The organism is Cupriavidus sp. GW823-FHT07A04 (assembly GCF_058794615.1).
The window spans coordinates 154738-168539 of the sequence record NZ_JBXAHA010000018.1 but is presented as its reverse complement, the minus strand read 5'-3'; the positions used below and the strand labels follow the sequence as shown (position 1 = coordinate 168539).

At 66.4% G+C, this 13802-nt stretch carries 11 protein-coding genes and 2 riboswitches; of the genes, 3 read left to right on the top strand and 8 right to left on the bottom strand.

Annotation, left to right across the window (positions count from 1 at the left end; genetic code table 11):
* Positions 1-23: 23 nt before the first annotated feature.
* Together AC1Q7Q_RS28815 and AC1Q7Q_RS28810 are read left to right on the top strand one after the other, a co-directional pair.
* On the top strand, positions 24-1238 hold the full coding sequence (locus AC1Q7Q_RS28815) for a cation:proton antiporter (RefSeq protein WP_492373530.1): 1215 nt from the start codon (positions 24-26) through the stop codon (positions 1236-1238).
* Positions 1238-2353: a YbdK family carboxylate-amine ligase gene (locus tag AC1Q7Q_RS28810; protein WP_492373529.1), complete on the top strand. Its 1116-nt coding sequence runs from the start codon at positions 1238-1240 to the stop codon at positions 2351-2353. The genes AC1Q7Q_RS28815 and AC1Q7Q_RS28810 overlap by 1 nt, the downstream gene beginning before the upstream one ends.
* On the opposite strand, the gene AC1Q7Q_RS28805 is transcribed toward AC1Q7Q_RS28810, so the two are convergent.
* The 8 genes from AC1Q7Q_RS28805 to gcvT form a co-directional block, all read right to left on the bottom strand.
* The gene (locus AC1Q7Q_RS28805; protein ID WP_492373528.1) at positions 2354-2833 is read right to left on the bottom strand and encodes an OsmC family protein; all 480 of its coding nucleotides are present in this window, start codon (positions 2831-2833) and stop codon (positions 2354-2356) included. It abuts the gene before it with no gap.
* Positions 2834-2933: 100 nt separating this feature from the next.
* Entirely contained in the window at positions 2934-3671 is a 738-nt protein-coding gene (locus tag AC1Q7Q_RS28800) for an MBL fold metallo-hydrolase (protein WP_492373538.1), read from the bottom strand.
* Positions 3672-3725: 54 nt separating this feature from the next.
* The gene (locus AC1Q7Q_RS28795; protein WP_492373527.1) at positions 3726-4049 is read right to left on the bottom strand and encodes an EthD family reductase; all 324 of its coding nucleotides are present in this window, start codon (positions 4047-4049) and stop codon (positions 3726-3728) included.
* Positions 4050-4139: 90 nt separating this feature from the next.
* Positions 4140-5516 carry an L-serine ammonia-lyase gene (locus tag AC1Q7Q_RS28790; RefSeq protein WP_174426848.1) on the bottom strand — a complete coding sequence of 459 codons (1377 nt, stop codon included), beginning with the start codon at positions 5514-5516 and terminating at the stop codon, positions 4140-4142.
* A gap of 31 nt (positions 5517-5547) precedes the next feature.
* Positions 5548-6090, bottom strand: coding sequence for a DUF421 domain-containing protein (locus AC1Q7Q_RS28785; RefSeq protein WP_492373526.1), 543 nt, complete (start codon positions 6088-6090; stop codon positions 5548-5550).
* Between the two features lie 113 nt (positions 6091-6203).
* Positions 6204-9125 (bottom strand): aminomethyl-transferring glycine dehydrogenase, encoded by a 2922-nt coding sequence (gcvP, locus tag AC1Q7Q_RS28780; RefSeq protein ID WP_492373525.1) that lies wholly within the window; start codon positions 9123-9125, stop codon positions 6204-6206.
* 101 nt (positions 9126-9226) lie between these two features.
* On the bottom strand, positions 9227-9607 hold the full coding sequence (gcvH, locus tag AC1Q7Q_RS28775; RefSeq protein WP_150987481.1) for a glycine cleavage system protein GcvH: 381 nt from the start codon (positions 9605-9607) through the stop codon (positions 9227-9229).
* Between the two features lie 100 nt (positions 9608-9707).
* Entirely contained in the window at positions 9708-10847 is a 1140-nt protein-coding gene (gene gcvT / locus AC1Q7Q_RS28770) for a glycine cleavage system aminomethyltransferase GcvT (RefSeq protein WP_492373524.1), read from the bottom strand.
* A gap of 98 nt (positions 10848-10945) precedes the next feature.
* A riboswitch (glycine riboswitch) is annotated at positions 10946-11097 on the bottom strand.
* 21 nt (positions 11098-11118) lie between these two features.
* A riboswitch (glycine riboswitch) is annotated at positions 11119-11206 on the bottom strand.
* A gap of 234 nt (positions 11207-11440) precedes the next feature.
* Between gcvT and AC1Q7Q_RS28765 the strand changes: the two genes are divergently transcribed.
* The gene (locus AC1Q7Q_RS28765) at positions 11441-13552 is read left to right on the top strand and encodes a UvrD-helicase domain-containing protein (protein ID WP_492373523.1); all 2112 of its coding nucleotides are present in this window, start codon (positions 11441-11443) and stop codon (positions 13550-13552) included.
* The last annotated feature ends 250 nt before the right edge of the window (positions 13553-13802 follow it).

The window sequence follows — 13802 nt, the reverse complement described above, 5'->3', positions numbered from 1 at the left end:
GTGGCTCCGTTACCATATAGCCCATGAATGGACTGAGCCAATTGTTTCCAAGCCTGCCCCTGGCACCGGGCGGGCTTTTCTGGGTCGGGCTGGCGCTGGTGGGCGCCGGCCTGGCGGGCGAGGTATGCCGCATATACCTGCGGCTGCCCCGCATCGTCGGTTACGCGGCCACGGGCCTCGCGGCTGGCATGCTCGGCCGCGGCATCGTGGACGAGGACATGATCGCGCAGACCCGCATCCTGATCGACATGGCGCTGGCGCTCGCCCTGTTCGAGCTCGGGCACCGGCTCTCGCTCACCTGGCTGCGGGCCAATCGCTGGCTGCTCTTCACCAGCGCCTTTGAAAGCCTGCTGACCTGGGGCCTGGTTGCCGCCGTGCTGCAATGGATCGGCGTGAGCCCGGCGGTTGCCATCCTGGCCGGCGGCATTGCCGTGAGCACCTCGCCCACCATCGTGCTGCAGCTCAAGAACGAGCTGCGCGCCGAAGGGCAGGTGACCGAGCGGCTGCTCGCCATGGCCGCGCTGAACAGCATCTACGCCGCCGCCATCGTCCAGGTCGCCACCGGCTGGCTGCATTCCGAATATGGCAACCTGGGTGCGGCGCTGCTGCATCCGCTCTATCTGCTGGTGGGTTCCTGCCTGCTGGCCTGGGGCGTTGGCAAGCTCGGCCACGCGATCTATGCGCGCATGGAAACGGACGATCACTACAGCTTCCTGGTGCTGGTAGGGCTGGTGCTGTTCACGCTGGCGCTCACGCGCTTGCTCAAGCTGTCGATGCCGCTCACGCTGTTGCTCGCCGGTGTGGTGTTCAAGCACCAGGACAGCCAGCCGCGCGTATGGCCGGCGCACTTCGGCAGTGCGGGCAGCTTGCTGATCATCGTGATGGTGGTCTCGCTCGGCCTGCCGCTGACGGCGCACGACTGGGCCATCGGCGGCGGCGCTGCCTGTGTGCTGGTACTGCTGCGTCATATTGCCAAGCTGGTGGGTGTTGTCTCGCTGGGTTCGTTCTCGGGCCTGAGCATGAAGCAGTGCGTGGCCCTCGGGCTTGCGCTGGCACCCATGTCGGGCCTCGCGTACTTGCTGATGAGCGATATCGCGCTGCTGTATCCCGCCACGGGTGAGCCACTGGCAGCCATCATCCTGTGCACGCTGGCGGTCGAGCAGTTGCTTGGGCCTACGCTGGCGGGCTGGGCACTTCGCTATGCGGGCGAGGTCAGAAGCAATGGAGGAGGGCGCTGATGTCACTCGAACCGTTCAAGCATTCCGAGGCGCTGACGTTTGGCGTGGAACTGGAACTGCAGCTCGTCAACCGGCATGACTACGACCTGGCGCCGTTCGCGCCGGATTTGCTGCGTGCGCTGAAAGGCGCGCAACACGCCGGCGATATCAAGCCCGAGATCAGCCCCTCGATGATCGAGATCAGCACCGGCATCTGCAAAAGTCATGCACAGGCGCTGGACGAGCTGGGCACCATGCGCGACCTGATGGTCGACGCCTCGCGCTCGCTCAACCTCGGCATCTGCGGCGGTGGCACGCACCCGTTCCAGCAATGGGCCGACCGCACCATCTCCGATTCGCCGCGCTACCAGTACATTTCCGAGCTCTATGGCTATTTGGCCAAGCAGTTCACGGTGTTCGGCCAGCACGTGCACATCGGCTGCCCGAGCGCCGACGAATCGCTGTTCCTGCTCCACGCCATCGGCCGCTACGTACCGCATTTCATCGCGCTGGCCGCCTCCTCTCCCTATGTGCAAGGGGTGGACACCGGCTTCGCCTCGGCACGGCTGAATTCCGTCGCCGCCTTCCCCATGAGCGGGCGCGCGCCGCATCTGCTCACCTGGGACGCCTTCACCGCGTATTTCAACAAGATGCGCAACACGGGCGTGATCGAGAGCATGAAGGACTTCTACTGGGATATCCGTCCCAAGCCGGAGTTCGGCACCATCGAAGTCCGCGTGATGGACACGCCGCTGACCGTCGGGCGCGCCTGCGATATCGCCGCTTACATCCAGGCGCTCGCGCGCTACCTGCTGCTGTCGCGCCCCTTCATGCCGCAGGAAGACGATTACCTGGTCTACACCTTCAATCGCTTCCAGGCTTGCCGTTTCGGGCTGGAAGGCGAGTACGTGCACCCCAACGAGTTGACCCGGATGCCGATCGCCGACCACATCATCTCGATCTGCGACGCACTGGTGCCGCATGCCGAAGCGCTGGGCTCGCTTGATGCGCTGGCCAACATCCGTGCGCTGGCGCAAAGCCGCAACGGCGACGCGGAGCGCGTGCGCCAGATCGAAAGCACCACGCGCAGCCTGCGCGAAACGGTGCGGCAGACCTGCGACAGCTGGGCTGGCTGACTACGCCTGCGCGCCCACGTACACCGGCTCGCAGCGCAGCTCCGACTTCACCGAGTTGGCAATGAAGCAGGCCTCGTGTGCCGTGTGATGCAGGTGCGCCAATTCCTCCCGGGTCGGCTGGCGCTCGCCGCAGAAGGTGACCTCCGGCCTGAGCGTGACCACCGTCATGGCCATCCGGCCTTCCGCGTTCTTCGCCATGGTGCCGACAGCGGCATCGAAGTAGCGGTCCACGCAGAACTTGTGCTTGGCGGCGATGGAAAGGAACCACAGCATGTGGCAACTGGAGAGCGATGCAACGAAGGCTTCTTCGGGATCCACGGCTGCGGCGTCCGACATGGGCAGGGGAACGACATGGGGCGATGAGGATCCGGGTACTTCCACGCCGCCGTCGAAGCGCAGCATGTGCTTGCGGCTATAGCGATTGCCGAGGAAATCCTGCTCGCCACGTTGCCAGAGGATCTCTGCGGTGTAGTGGGCCATGTCTTCTCTCTCTCCATTAAATTGACTGCGAAGGCTGGATACCGGATACCGGATACCGGAGACCAGTTACCGATTGCCTGTCGCTTCTCGCACGCGTGCGTCACGCCCCGTGCGGCACGCTTTCGCCATCCCGCAGCCCGAGCCGCTGGTTGGCGGGGACCGCCACATCGATCAGCTTCGGCTTGGGCAGGTTCAGCTGCCCCATCATCTCGATGAACTGGGTACGCGTGCGCCCGGCCACGCGGCTGTTGTTGACGCGTTCGAAGCCGATGGTGGATGCGGTGCGGCCCTTGTAGTCGTGGGCGGGGTAGACCACGGTGTCGTCGGGCAGGGCGAAGAGTTTCTGCGTGAGGCTGTCGTACAGCGTGCCGGCGTCGCCGGACTGGAAGTCGGTGCGGCCGCAACCGTCGATCAGCAGCGCGTCGCCGGTGAAGACGCGGCGCACCGGGCCGGTGGGCGTGGGCTCTTCCCACAGGTAGCTCATGCTGCCGGCGGTGTGCCCCGGCGTATGGATGGCGCGCAGCGTCTGCGTGCCGAACTGCAGCGTGTCTGCGTCGATCAGCTGCTTTTGCGCGGGTTGGATGTCGCAGCCCGAGGGGGCTGCGGTACGTGCGCCGGTTTGCAGTGCAACATGGCCGGCCGAGGTGATGTGGTCCGCATGGGCATGGGTCTCGACCACCCACGCCAGCGTGGCGCCGCAGGCCTGCAGCAGCGCCATGTCGCGTTCCAGCTGGTGGTCCACCGGATCGATCAGCAGCGCCTGGCGCGTGGCGGCATCGATCAGCAAATAGGTGTAGGTGGACGAGGTTTCGTCAAACAGCTGATGGAAGGTCTGCATGGCCATGCCCGCTTGTGGGGAAACGCTACATGATAGCGCCGCCAGCGGGCGCTATCAGCCGATCGTCAGCACCTCGCTGATCTGCATCACGGGAACCGCATCGGTGTAATTGGGAATATCGAGCTGCAGCTCGTTGCCGGCTGCCTTGGCGGCGGCCACGAAGTCAGGCACGGACTCGAACAGGAAATGGCACATCACCGTGAAGGCCGGATCGGAACCCGGCGCGCCAGCGCCCAGACCGCGTTCCACCGCCACGCCGCGATAGCCTGGGTGCGCGCCAAACAGCGCGACGGCGCGCGGCATGTGGCGCTGCAGGTAGTAATCCATGTCGAACTTGCCGCCCTTGCTGTGCGGATAGAGAAAGCTGATCTTGACCATGCCGGACTCCAGTTGGATCGGATTGGATTGGGATGAATGCCCGGCAAGCGTAGCAGAAAGCGCGCATTCGCTTGCGCTGGCGGGCCGGCCTCAGCACTCCACGATATTCACCGCCAAGCCGCCACGCGCCGTTTCCTTGTACTTGGTCTTCATGTCGGCGCCGGTCTCGCGCATGGTCTTGATCACGGAGTCGAGCGACACATAGTGCATGCCGTCGCCGCGCAACGCCATGCGCGCGGCGTTCACGGCCTTCACCGAGGCCATGGCGTTGCGCTCGATGCAGGGAATCTGCACCAGCCCGCCGACCGGGTCGCAGGTCAGCCCGAGGTTGTGCTCCATGCCGATCTCGGCCGCGTTCTCCACCTGCTCCGGCGTGCCGCCCATCACGGCGGCCAGGGCGCCGGCGGCCATCGAGCAGGCCACGCCGACCTCGCCCTGGCAGCCGACTTCGGCGCCGGAGATCGAGGCATTGAGCTTGTAGAGCATGCCGATGGCGCCGGCTGTCAGCAGGAAGTCGATCACGCCTTGCGGGTTGGCGCCGGGCACGAAGCGGTCGTAGTAATGCAGCACGGCCGGGATGATGCCGGCGGCGCCGTTGGTGGGCGCGGTGACCACGCGGCCGCCGGCCGCGTTTTCCTCGTTGACGGCGATCGCATACAGGTTGACCCAGTCGATCACCGAAAGCGGATCGGCCAGCGCGCGCTCGGCGTGCTCGGTGAGGTTGCGGAACAGGTCGTGGGCGCGGCGCTTGACCTTGAACGGCCCGGGCAGCTCGCCGTCGGTGCGGCAGCCGCGTGCCACGCAGGCTTGCATCACGGCCCAGATCTGCAGCAGGCCGGCGTTGACCTCGGCCTCGCTGCGCCACACGCATTCGTTTTCCATCATCAGCCGCGCAATGCTCTTCTTGCTGGCGGCTGCCATCTCCAGCATCGCGCGCCCGCTGCGAAACGGATGCGGCAACTGCTGGTCAGCCTCCAGGATATGCGTATTGGCCGCACCGGCGGTGATGATGAAGCCGCCGCCCACCGACAGGTAGCGCCCTTCGCGGATGCGCTCGCCACCAGCGTTGAAGGCGTGGAATTTCATGCCGTTGGGATGCTCGGCCATGGCCTCGCGGCGGTAGAAGACGATGTGCTCCTTCTCCACGAAGGGCACGGGATGCGTGCCCAGCAGAGAGAGCGTGCGGCTGGCGCGCAGCGCGGCCAGTCGCAAGTCGATGGTGTCGGGGTCGATGGTGTCGGGCGCTTCGCCCAGCAAGCCGAGGATCACGCCCTTGTCGGTGCCGTGGCCGCGGCCGGTGGCGCCGAGCGAGCCATACAGCTCCACGCGCACGCTGGCCACCTGCGGCAACAGGCCGTCGCGCGCCAGGCCCTGGGCGAACATCAGCGCGGCGCGCATCGGACCAACGGTGTGCGAGCTTGATGGGCCGATGCCCACCTTGAACAGGTCGAAGACGCTGACAGCCACGGTAGGCTCCTGGGGTTGGCTCGCGCCGGGATCAGACCGGCGCGTCCGTGTCCTGATTGATGGGGGCGCGCCACAGCGAACCCGCCGCATTGGGCGGCGCGGGTGGCGCGTCTTTCTTTACCAGCACGCTGATGGTGCCGTCGTTCTCGAGGATCGCGAAATGCACATCGGCAACGCGCTCGCACCCCGCATGGCGCAGTGCCTTGCGCAGGTCGTCGCGGGTCACGAAAGCGCGCTTCATCACGTCACCGAAGACCATGCCGTCGTGGATCAATACCTGCGGGCGCCCCTCGACGACGTTCTCGAAGCGCCGGCTGCGCCAGCTCAGCCACGCCAGTACAAGGTTGGCGCCGACCAGCGTCACCGCCAGGATCAACCCGGCCGTGACGGAGTTGTCCCCGGCGTTCATGGAGTTCTGCACGGCGTTGGACAGCACCAGCAGCAGCACCAGGTCGAGCGAGGTGAGCTGCCCGATCTGGCGCTTGCCGGACAGCCGCAGCAGCACCAGCAGGCTGCCGTAGACGATCAGTCCGCGCAGGACGAATTCCCACCATGGGGCGCTGAGATTCCACATGCGTGCTCCGTATTCCGGGCACGGCCGGGTGGCCGCGCATCCACACAGAGCATAGCGCGAGGGCGATGCGCCGGGGCCGCCGCAACGCGCGGTGGCCCCGGCCTCATGCCAGCTTACTCTTGTGCGTACTCGCTCATCGGCACGCAGGCGCAGAACAGGTTGCGGTCGCCGTACACGTTGTCCGCACGGCCAACGGGCGGCCAGTACTTCTGCGTGCGCAGCGCGGCCACCGGGTAGGCGGCTTCCTGGCGCGTGTACTTGTGTTCCCACACGTCGGCGGTGATCACCGCGGCGGTGTGCGGCGCATTCTTCAGCGGGTTGTCCTCGCGGTCGAAGGTGCCGTCTTCCACGCGGGCGATCTCGGCGCGGATGGCGATCATCGCGTCGATAAAGCGGTCCAGCTCGTGCAGGGCCTCGCTCTCGGTCGGCTCGATCATCAGCGTGCCCGGTACCGGGAAGCTCATGGTGGGGGCGTGGAAGCCGTAGTCCATCAGGCGCTTGGCCACGTCCTCGTTGGAGATGCCGGTGGTCTTTTGCAGCGCGCGCACGTCCAGGATGCACTCGTGCGCCACCAGGCCGTGCTGGCCGGTGTAGAGCACGGGGAAGTGCGGCGACAGGCGGCGCGCCACGTAGTTGGCGGCCAGGATGGCGTTCTCGGTGGCGGCGGTCAGGCCGGCCGAGCCCATCATGGCGATGTACATCCACGAGATCGGCAGGATGCTGGCCGAGCCGAACGGCGCGGCGGACACGCCGCCGATGCCATGGTCGTCGCGGCGATAGCCCACGCTGTCCTGGTTGGGCAGGAAGTCAGCCAGATGCGCGCCGACCGCCACCGGGCCAACGCCCGGGCCGCCACCGCCGTGGGGGATGCAGAAGGTCTTGTGCAGGTTCAGGTGGGACACGTCGCCACCGAACTGGCCCGGCGCGGCGGTGCCGACCATGGCGTTCATGTTGGCGCCGTCCACGTAGACCTGGCCACCATGCTTGTGCACGATGTCGCAGATCTGCTGCACGCCCTGCTCGAATACGCCGTGCGTGGACGGGTAGGTGATCATGATCGCGGCGAGGTTCTTGCTGTGCTGCTCGGCCTTCTTCGCCAGGTCTTCCAGGTCGACGTTGCCGTTCTCGTCACAGGCCACCACCACCACCTTCATGCCGGCCATCTGTGCCGACGCCGGGTTGGTGCCGTGCGCGGAGGAGGGGATCAGGCAGATGTCGCGGTGGCTTTCGCCACGGCTGGCGTGGTACGCATGGATGATCAGCAGGCCGGCGTATTCGCCCTGCGAGCCGGCATTGGGCTGCAGGCTCACCGCGGCGTAGCCGGTGGCGGCGCACAGCATGGCTTCGAGCTGGTCGATCATCTCGCGGTAGCCGACCGTCTGGTCCAGCGGCGCGAACGGGTGGATCTTGCTGAATTCGGGCCACGTCACCGGGATCATTTCGCTGGTGGCGTTGAGCTTCATGGTGCACGAGCCCAGCGGGATCATGGTGCGGTCCAGCGCCAGGTCCTTGTCGGCCAGCATGCGCAGGTAGCGCAGCATTTCGTGCTCGGCGTGGTGCGTGTTGAACACCGGGTGCGTCAGGTAGGCGCTCTGGCGCGCCAGGCCGGCCGGGAACGCGTCTTGCGCGGCGGCTTCGAGTGCATCGAAGCTGGGCACCGGCTTGCCGTGGGCGAAGATTTCCAGCAGGGCGACGACGTCCTCGCGCGAGGTGGTCTCGTCCAGCGAGATGCCGATGCGGGTGGCGCCGGCGTGGCGCAGGTTGATGCCGCGCGCGGTGGCCGAGGCGTGGAGGGCTTCGGTGTTGAAGCCGGTTTCCAGCGTCAGCGTATCGAAGAAGGTGGCGTTGGTGCGCGCGTAGCCCAGTTGTTCCAGGCCGCCGGCCAGCGTGGCCGTCAGGCGGTGCACGCGCTGGGCGATGCGCTTGAGGCCTTGCGGGCCGTGGTACACGGCGTACATCGAGGCCATCACAGCCAGCAACACCTGTGCCGTGCAGATGTTCGACGTCGCTTTCTCGCGGCGGATATGCTGCTCGCGCGTTTGCAGGGCCAGGCGGTATGCCTTGTTGCCTTGCGCGTCGATGGTCACGCCCACCAGGCGGCCGGGCATGGAGCGCTTGAAGGCATCCTTGACCGCCATGTAACCGGCGTGCGGGCCGCCGAAGCCGAGCGGCACGCCAAAGCGTTGCGAGTTGCCCACTGCCACGTCGGCGCCCCACTCGCCGGGCGCGGCGATCAGGGTCAGCGCCAGCAGGTCGGCGGCAGCCACCACCAGGCCACCAGCGGCGTGCACCGCGTCGGCGATGGCGCGGTAGTCGGCCACATCGCCGTTCACGCCGGGGTACTGCAGCAGCACGCCGAAGGCATGGGCACCGGCCGCTTCGGCAGCGGGGCCGACCTTGACTTCGATGCCCAGCGGCAGCGCGCGGGTGCGTACCACTTCCAGCGTTTGCGGCAGCACGTCATCCGCGACATAGAAGGTGGTGGAGGCGTGTTTGTTGACGCGCTGCAGCAGCGTCATGGCTTCGGCAGCCGCCGTGCCTTCATCCAGCATCGACGCATTGGCGATGTCCAGGCCGGTCAGGTCGGTCACCATCTGCTGGAAGTTCAGCATGGCTTCCAGGCGGCCCTGGGAGATCTCGGGCTGGTAGGGCGTGTAGGCGGTGTACCAGGCCGGGTTCTCGAAGATATTGCGCAGCACCACGCCCGGGGTCAGCGTGTTGTAGTAGCCCTGGCCGATAAAGCTCTTGAGCACTCGGTTCTTGCTGGCCAGCCCACGCAGCTTGGCCAGCGCGGCTTCTTCGGTCAGCGGTGCGGTGAACTCGCCCAGCGGCATGCCGTCGCGGCGGCGGATGGCGGCGGGGATGACGGCGTCGATCAGCGCGGCGCGGTTGTCATAGCCCAGCACCTTGAGCATGTGCTGTTGTTCGGCGGCGTCGGGGCCGATATGGCGGGAGGCGAAGGCGTCGCGCGCCTCCAGTTCGGCCAGCGTGGGCCGGGCAACTTGGGCGGCAGTCATGGGCAGGGGGGCGTTCATGGCAAGAATCTCGTGAGAGCGGTGCGGCGGGTGGTCGGCCCGGTCCGCGTCGCGGCAGTCTTTATCCGTCATTCCCGTGGCGCGGGAATGACGATCTGGCATCAGGCGCCGACGTTGGCCTTATAGGCGTCGGCCGACATCAGGCCGTTCACGTCGTCGCTGTTGGCCGGCTTGAGCTTGAACAGCCAGGCGTCGAAGGCGTCGGCATTGACGCTTTCCGGAGAGGCGGCGGCGGCGTCGTTGATGGCGATCACTTCGCCTGCCACCGGAGCGTAGATGTCGGATGCGGCCTTGACCGATTCCACCACGGCCAGCGCGTCGCCGGCGCCGACCGACTTGCCCACTTCCGGCAGTTCCAGGAAGACGATGTCGCCCAGCGCGTCCTGCGCGTGGTCGGTGATGCCGATGGTCAGCGTGCCGTCGGCTTCGACGCGCACCCACTCATGGGACTCGGTGTATTTCAGGTCGGCGGGGAAATTCATGGGATTGCTCCAGATTCAATTTGTTATTCAGCGCCCGCCGGGGGGTGTCGATGTTCGACGGGGTAACCGCCGGCGGGCGCGCTGTGACCGGTGCGAGCGTTCAGCTCACGAGTGCCTTGCCATTGCGCACAAACGGCAGTTTAACCACAGTCGCGGCGAGTTTGCGGTCGCGGATCTCGACCTGCACCTCGGCGCCGAGCGCAACGTCGAGCGGCACGCGGGCAAAAGCGATGGATTGGGACAGCGATGGGCTGAAGGTGCCACTGGTGATTTCACCTTCGCCAGCAGGGGTGATGACCTTCTGGTGGGCGCGCAGCACGCCGCCCGCTTTTCCGTTGGCCGGGCGCAGGATCAGCCCGACGAATTGCTGGGTCTTGCCGCCGGCGACCAGGGCCGCCTTGCCGGTGAAGTCGCGTTCGCTTTGCAGGTCCACGGTCCAGGCCAGGCCGGCGTTGAGCGGCGAGGTGTGGATATCCATGTCCTGGCCGTACAGGTTCATGCCGGCCTCCAGGCGCAGCGTGTCGCGTGCGCCCAGGCCAGCCGGGCGCACGCCCTCGGCGATCAGCTTTTCCCACAGGCCGGCCACGTTCTCGGCTGGCACCACCAGCTCGAACCCGTCTTCGCCGGTATAGCCGGTGCGTGCCACCATGACTTCGCCAAGGGCGGGGTCCTGCACCACGACGGCGTTGAACGGCTTCAGGGCTTCGCTGGGCTGGGTCGCGGGGAAAGCGCTCCACACCTTGGCGCGGGCGTTGGGACCTTGCACGGCAACGATGGCCAGCGGGGCCACGCCGCCGGGCGCATTGTCGCCGCGGCGCGGCGTGATTTTCACGCCGCTATTGGTGGCGGCATTGCGTGCGGAAATCCACTCGATGTCATGGTTCGCGGTGCCGGCGTTGACCACCAGGCGGAAGTAGTCCTCGGCGAAGAAATAGACGATCAGGTCGTCGATGACGCCACCCTTCTCATCCAGCATGCAGGAGTACAGCGCCTTGCCCGGCGTTTGCAGCTTGTCGACGTTGTTGGCCAGAAGGCCGCGCAGGAAGGGGCGCACATTGGCGCCCTTGAGGTCGACCACGCACATGTGGGAGACGTCGAACATGCCGGCATCGCTGCGCACAGCATGGTGTTCCTCGATCTGGGAGCCGTAGTTGACCGGCATGTCCCAGCCGCCGAAGTCGACCATGCGGGCGCCGAGGGCGCGGTGGATAGCGTTGAGGGGCGTGGCCTGGAGCGTCATGGAATCCTCGGGGGAAGGCAAATCTCGGTTCGAAAACGAAAAAGGGCCATCCGCCGCAGGATTCGGCGCGCCATAGCGCTGCCAGATCCGCTGCGGCGGATGACCCCTCTGTCCTCGATACCTGAGAGATTACAAGGCGGGATCCCAATTGCTGGAAACCCAAACCTTGCGCGCCCCTTCGGTGGGCACGCTCACCAAGGCTGTCGACGGAATCGATCAGTGGCGGGTGCCGCTCTCCAGAGTACGGCGTGCATCGTGTGCATGTTGCAAGCCGATCCAACCAGTCCATGGTGCCTGAGAGTTTTCGGGTGATACCCCTTCGGCGGCGCAAGATCTGCGCGCTCTCCCGGTCGGATGGCGCGACTCTACAGCCAGCCTCGGGGGCTTGTCAACGCGCTCGCGCGCCAGCCCGGGCGCAGCCGCGGGCCGGCTGGCCGGCGTGTTAACATCTGCGGCTCCGATGGCTTTTGCTGTGCCGCAGGCTTCACCCGCGGCCTTGGCCGCGCCAATGCATGTGCTGCCTTTGCCATGCGTAAAAGCCCGCGCCCGCCTTGCCGGCCATCCCGCCACCCAGCACCACCACCAGCCCTCGCATGACCCACGGACTCAACCCTGCCCAATCCGAAGCCGTTCGCTACCTCGACGGCCCCTGCCTGGTGCTCGCCGGCGCCGGCTCGGGCAAGACCCGGGTGATCACGCAGAAAATCGCGCACCTGATCGAGGACAAGGGCTTCCAGCCCAAGCACATCGCCGCGGTGACCTTCACCAACAAGGCCGCCAAGGAGATGCAGGAGCGGATCGCCAAGCTGATGGAAGGCAAGACCACGCGCGAGGGCAAGCGCATCCCCATCAAGCAGATCACGGTGAGCACCTTCCACTCGCTGGGCGTGCAGATCCTGCGCGCCGAGGCCGAGCACGTGGGCCTGAAGCCGCGCTTTTCCATCATGGACTCGGACGATTGCTTCGGCATGGTGCAGGAGCAGCTCGCCTCCACCGACAAGAAGCTGATCCGCAGCGTGCAGAGCACCATCTCGCTGTGGAAGAACGGCATGGTCGATCCCGAGACTGCCATCGCCCAGGCCGACAACCCCGACGATCACCAGGCGGCGCTGATCTACCGCAACTACGTGGCTACGCTGCATGCCTACCAGGCGGTGGACTTCGATGACCTGATCCGCCTGCCGGCCGAGCTGTTCGCGCGCAACGAAGAGGTGCGCCTGCGCTGGCAGAACCGGCTGCGCTACTTCCTGGTGGACGAGTACCAGGACACCAACGCCTGCCAGTACCAGCTGCTCAAGCAGCTCGCCGGCGGCTCGCACCTGCGCGCGCCGGCCTTCACCGCGGTGGGCGACGACGACCAGGCCATCTACGGCTGGCGCGGCGCCACGCTGGACAACCTCAAGCTGCTGCAGACCGATTTCCCCGACCTGAAGGTGGTCAAGCTGGAGCAGAACTACCGCTCCACCGTGCGCATCCTGGAGGCCGCCAACGCGGTCATCTCCAACAATCCCAAGCTGTTCGACAAGAAGCTGTGGAGCGAGCACGGCATGGGCGACCCCATTGCCGTCAACCCGATGAACGATGAGGAGCACGAGGCGGAGTCGGTCGTATTCCGCCTGTCGGCCCACAAGTTCGAGCGCCGCGCGCAGTTCCGCGACTACGCCATCCTGTATCGCGGCAACCACCAGGCGCGGCTGTTCGAGCAGATCCTGCGCCGCGAGCGCATTCCTTATGTGCTCTCGGGCGGGCAGAGCTTCTTTGACAAGGCCGAGATCAAGGACATCTGCGCCTACCTGCGCCTGATCGCCAACCCGGACGACGATCCCGCCTTCATCCGCGCCATCACCACGCCCAAGCGCGGCGTGGGCAACACCACGCTGGAAGTGCTTGGCACCTTCGCTGGCCAGGCCAAGGTGTCGTTGTTCGAAGCGGCCATGATGGGCGGCATCGAAGGCAAGCTCCAGCCGCGCCAGCTGGAGCCGCTGCGGGTGTTCTGCGAGGCCATGGTGCGCCTTGCCGGGCGCGCGGCCAGCGATCCCGCCACCCAGGTGCTCGACGACATGATGGAAGGCATCCACTACGAGGCCTACCTGTACGACACCTTCGACGAGCGCCAGGCCCAGTCGCGCTGGACCAACACGCTGGAATTCCTCGACTGGCTCAAGCGCAAAGGCACCAAGCCCGAGGCCACGGGCGAGGGCGAGGGCGAGGAGGCTACCGGCTTCGACACCGCCGATGGCTTTGGCGACGAGGGCAAGAACCTGCTGGAGCTGACCCAGACGGTGGCGCTGATGAGCATGCTCGAAGGCCGCGAGGAAGATCCCGACGCGGTGCGCCTGTCGACGCTGCACGCCTCCAAGGGGCTGGAGTACCCGCACGTGTTCCTGGTCGGGGTGGAAGAGGGCATCCTGCCCCACTGCCGCGAAGACGAAGACATGAGCGATGAGAAGATCGAGGAAGAGCGCCGCCTGATGTATGTAGGCATCACGCGTGCGCAGCGCAGCCTGCACCTGAGCTGGTGCAAGAAGCGCAAGCGCGCCCGCGATACCTACTCTTGCGAGCCGTCGCGCTTTATCGGCGAGATGAAGCTCGAAGAGGCCCCCGCGATCAAGGACGAAACGCCCGCCATGAGCCCCAAGGACCGCTTGGCCGGGCTCAAGGCCTTGCTCGGAACGCCCGGTACGCCAGGCAAGACCTCCGCGTGACCGGCGCCGGCAGGCGTTTCGTGCCCCATCCCGGTGCCAATCGTACAAAGTCGATACATTAGCCTACAAGCGGGACATGACCCTCGCCCGATGTCTGTCTAACATCGCCGGTGCCTGGCCCGACGTATGGACCAGGCGCCGCGCCGTTCCGTCCCTTCGGAGTGGCGTGGCCGGGCAGCACGCCCGACTTCTTCCCTGTTCAGCGCCTCCGCACTTGGGTCCGGGGGCGTTTTTTTTAGGGAATCCGCCA

Excerpts from the sequence above, each read along its gene's own strand:
- AC1Q7Q_RS28815 (WP_492373530.1), top strand. The coding sequence starts at position 24 with ATGAATGGACTGAGCCAATTGTTTCCAAGCCTGCCCCTGGCACCGGGC.
- AC1Q7Q_RS28810 (WP_492373529.1), top strand. The coding sequence starts at position 1,238 with ATGTCACTCGAACCGTTCAAGCATTCCGAGGCGCTGACGTTTGGCGTG.
- AC1Q7Q_RS28805 (WP_492373528.1), bottom strand. The coding sequence starts at position 2,833 with ATGGCCCACTACACCGCAGAGATCCTCTGGCAACGTGGCGAGCAGGAT.
- AC1Q7Q_RS28800 (WP_492373538.1), bottom strand. The coding sequence starts at position 3,671 with ATGCAGACCTTCCATCAGCTGTTTGACGAAACCTCGTCCACCTACACC.
- AC1Q7Q_RS28795 (WP_492373527.1), bottom strand. The coding sequence starts at position 4,049 with ATGGTCAAGATCAGCTTTCTCTATCCGCACAGCAAGGGCGGCAAGTTC.
- AC1Q7Q_RS28785 (WP_492373526.1), bottom strand. The coding sequence starts at position 6,090 with ATGTGGAATCTCAGCGCCCCATGGTGGGAATTCGTCCTGCGCGGACTG.
- gcvP (WP_492373525.1), bottom strand. The coding sequence starts at position 9,125 with ATGAACGCCCCCCTGCCCATGACTGCCGCCCAAGTTGCCCGGCCCACG.
- gcvH (WP_150987481.1), bottom strand. The coding sequence starts at position 9,607 with ATGAATTTCCCCGCCGACCTGAAATACACCGAGTCCCATGAGTGGGTG.
- gcvT (WP_492373524.1), bottom strand. The coding sequence starts at position 10,847 with ATGACGCTCCAGGCCACGCCCCTCAACGCTATCCACCGCGCCCTCGGC.
- AC1Q7Q_RS28765 (WP_492373523.1), top strand. The coding sequence starts at position 11,441 with ATGACCCACGGACTCAACCCTGCCCAATCCGAAGCCGTTCGCTACCTC.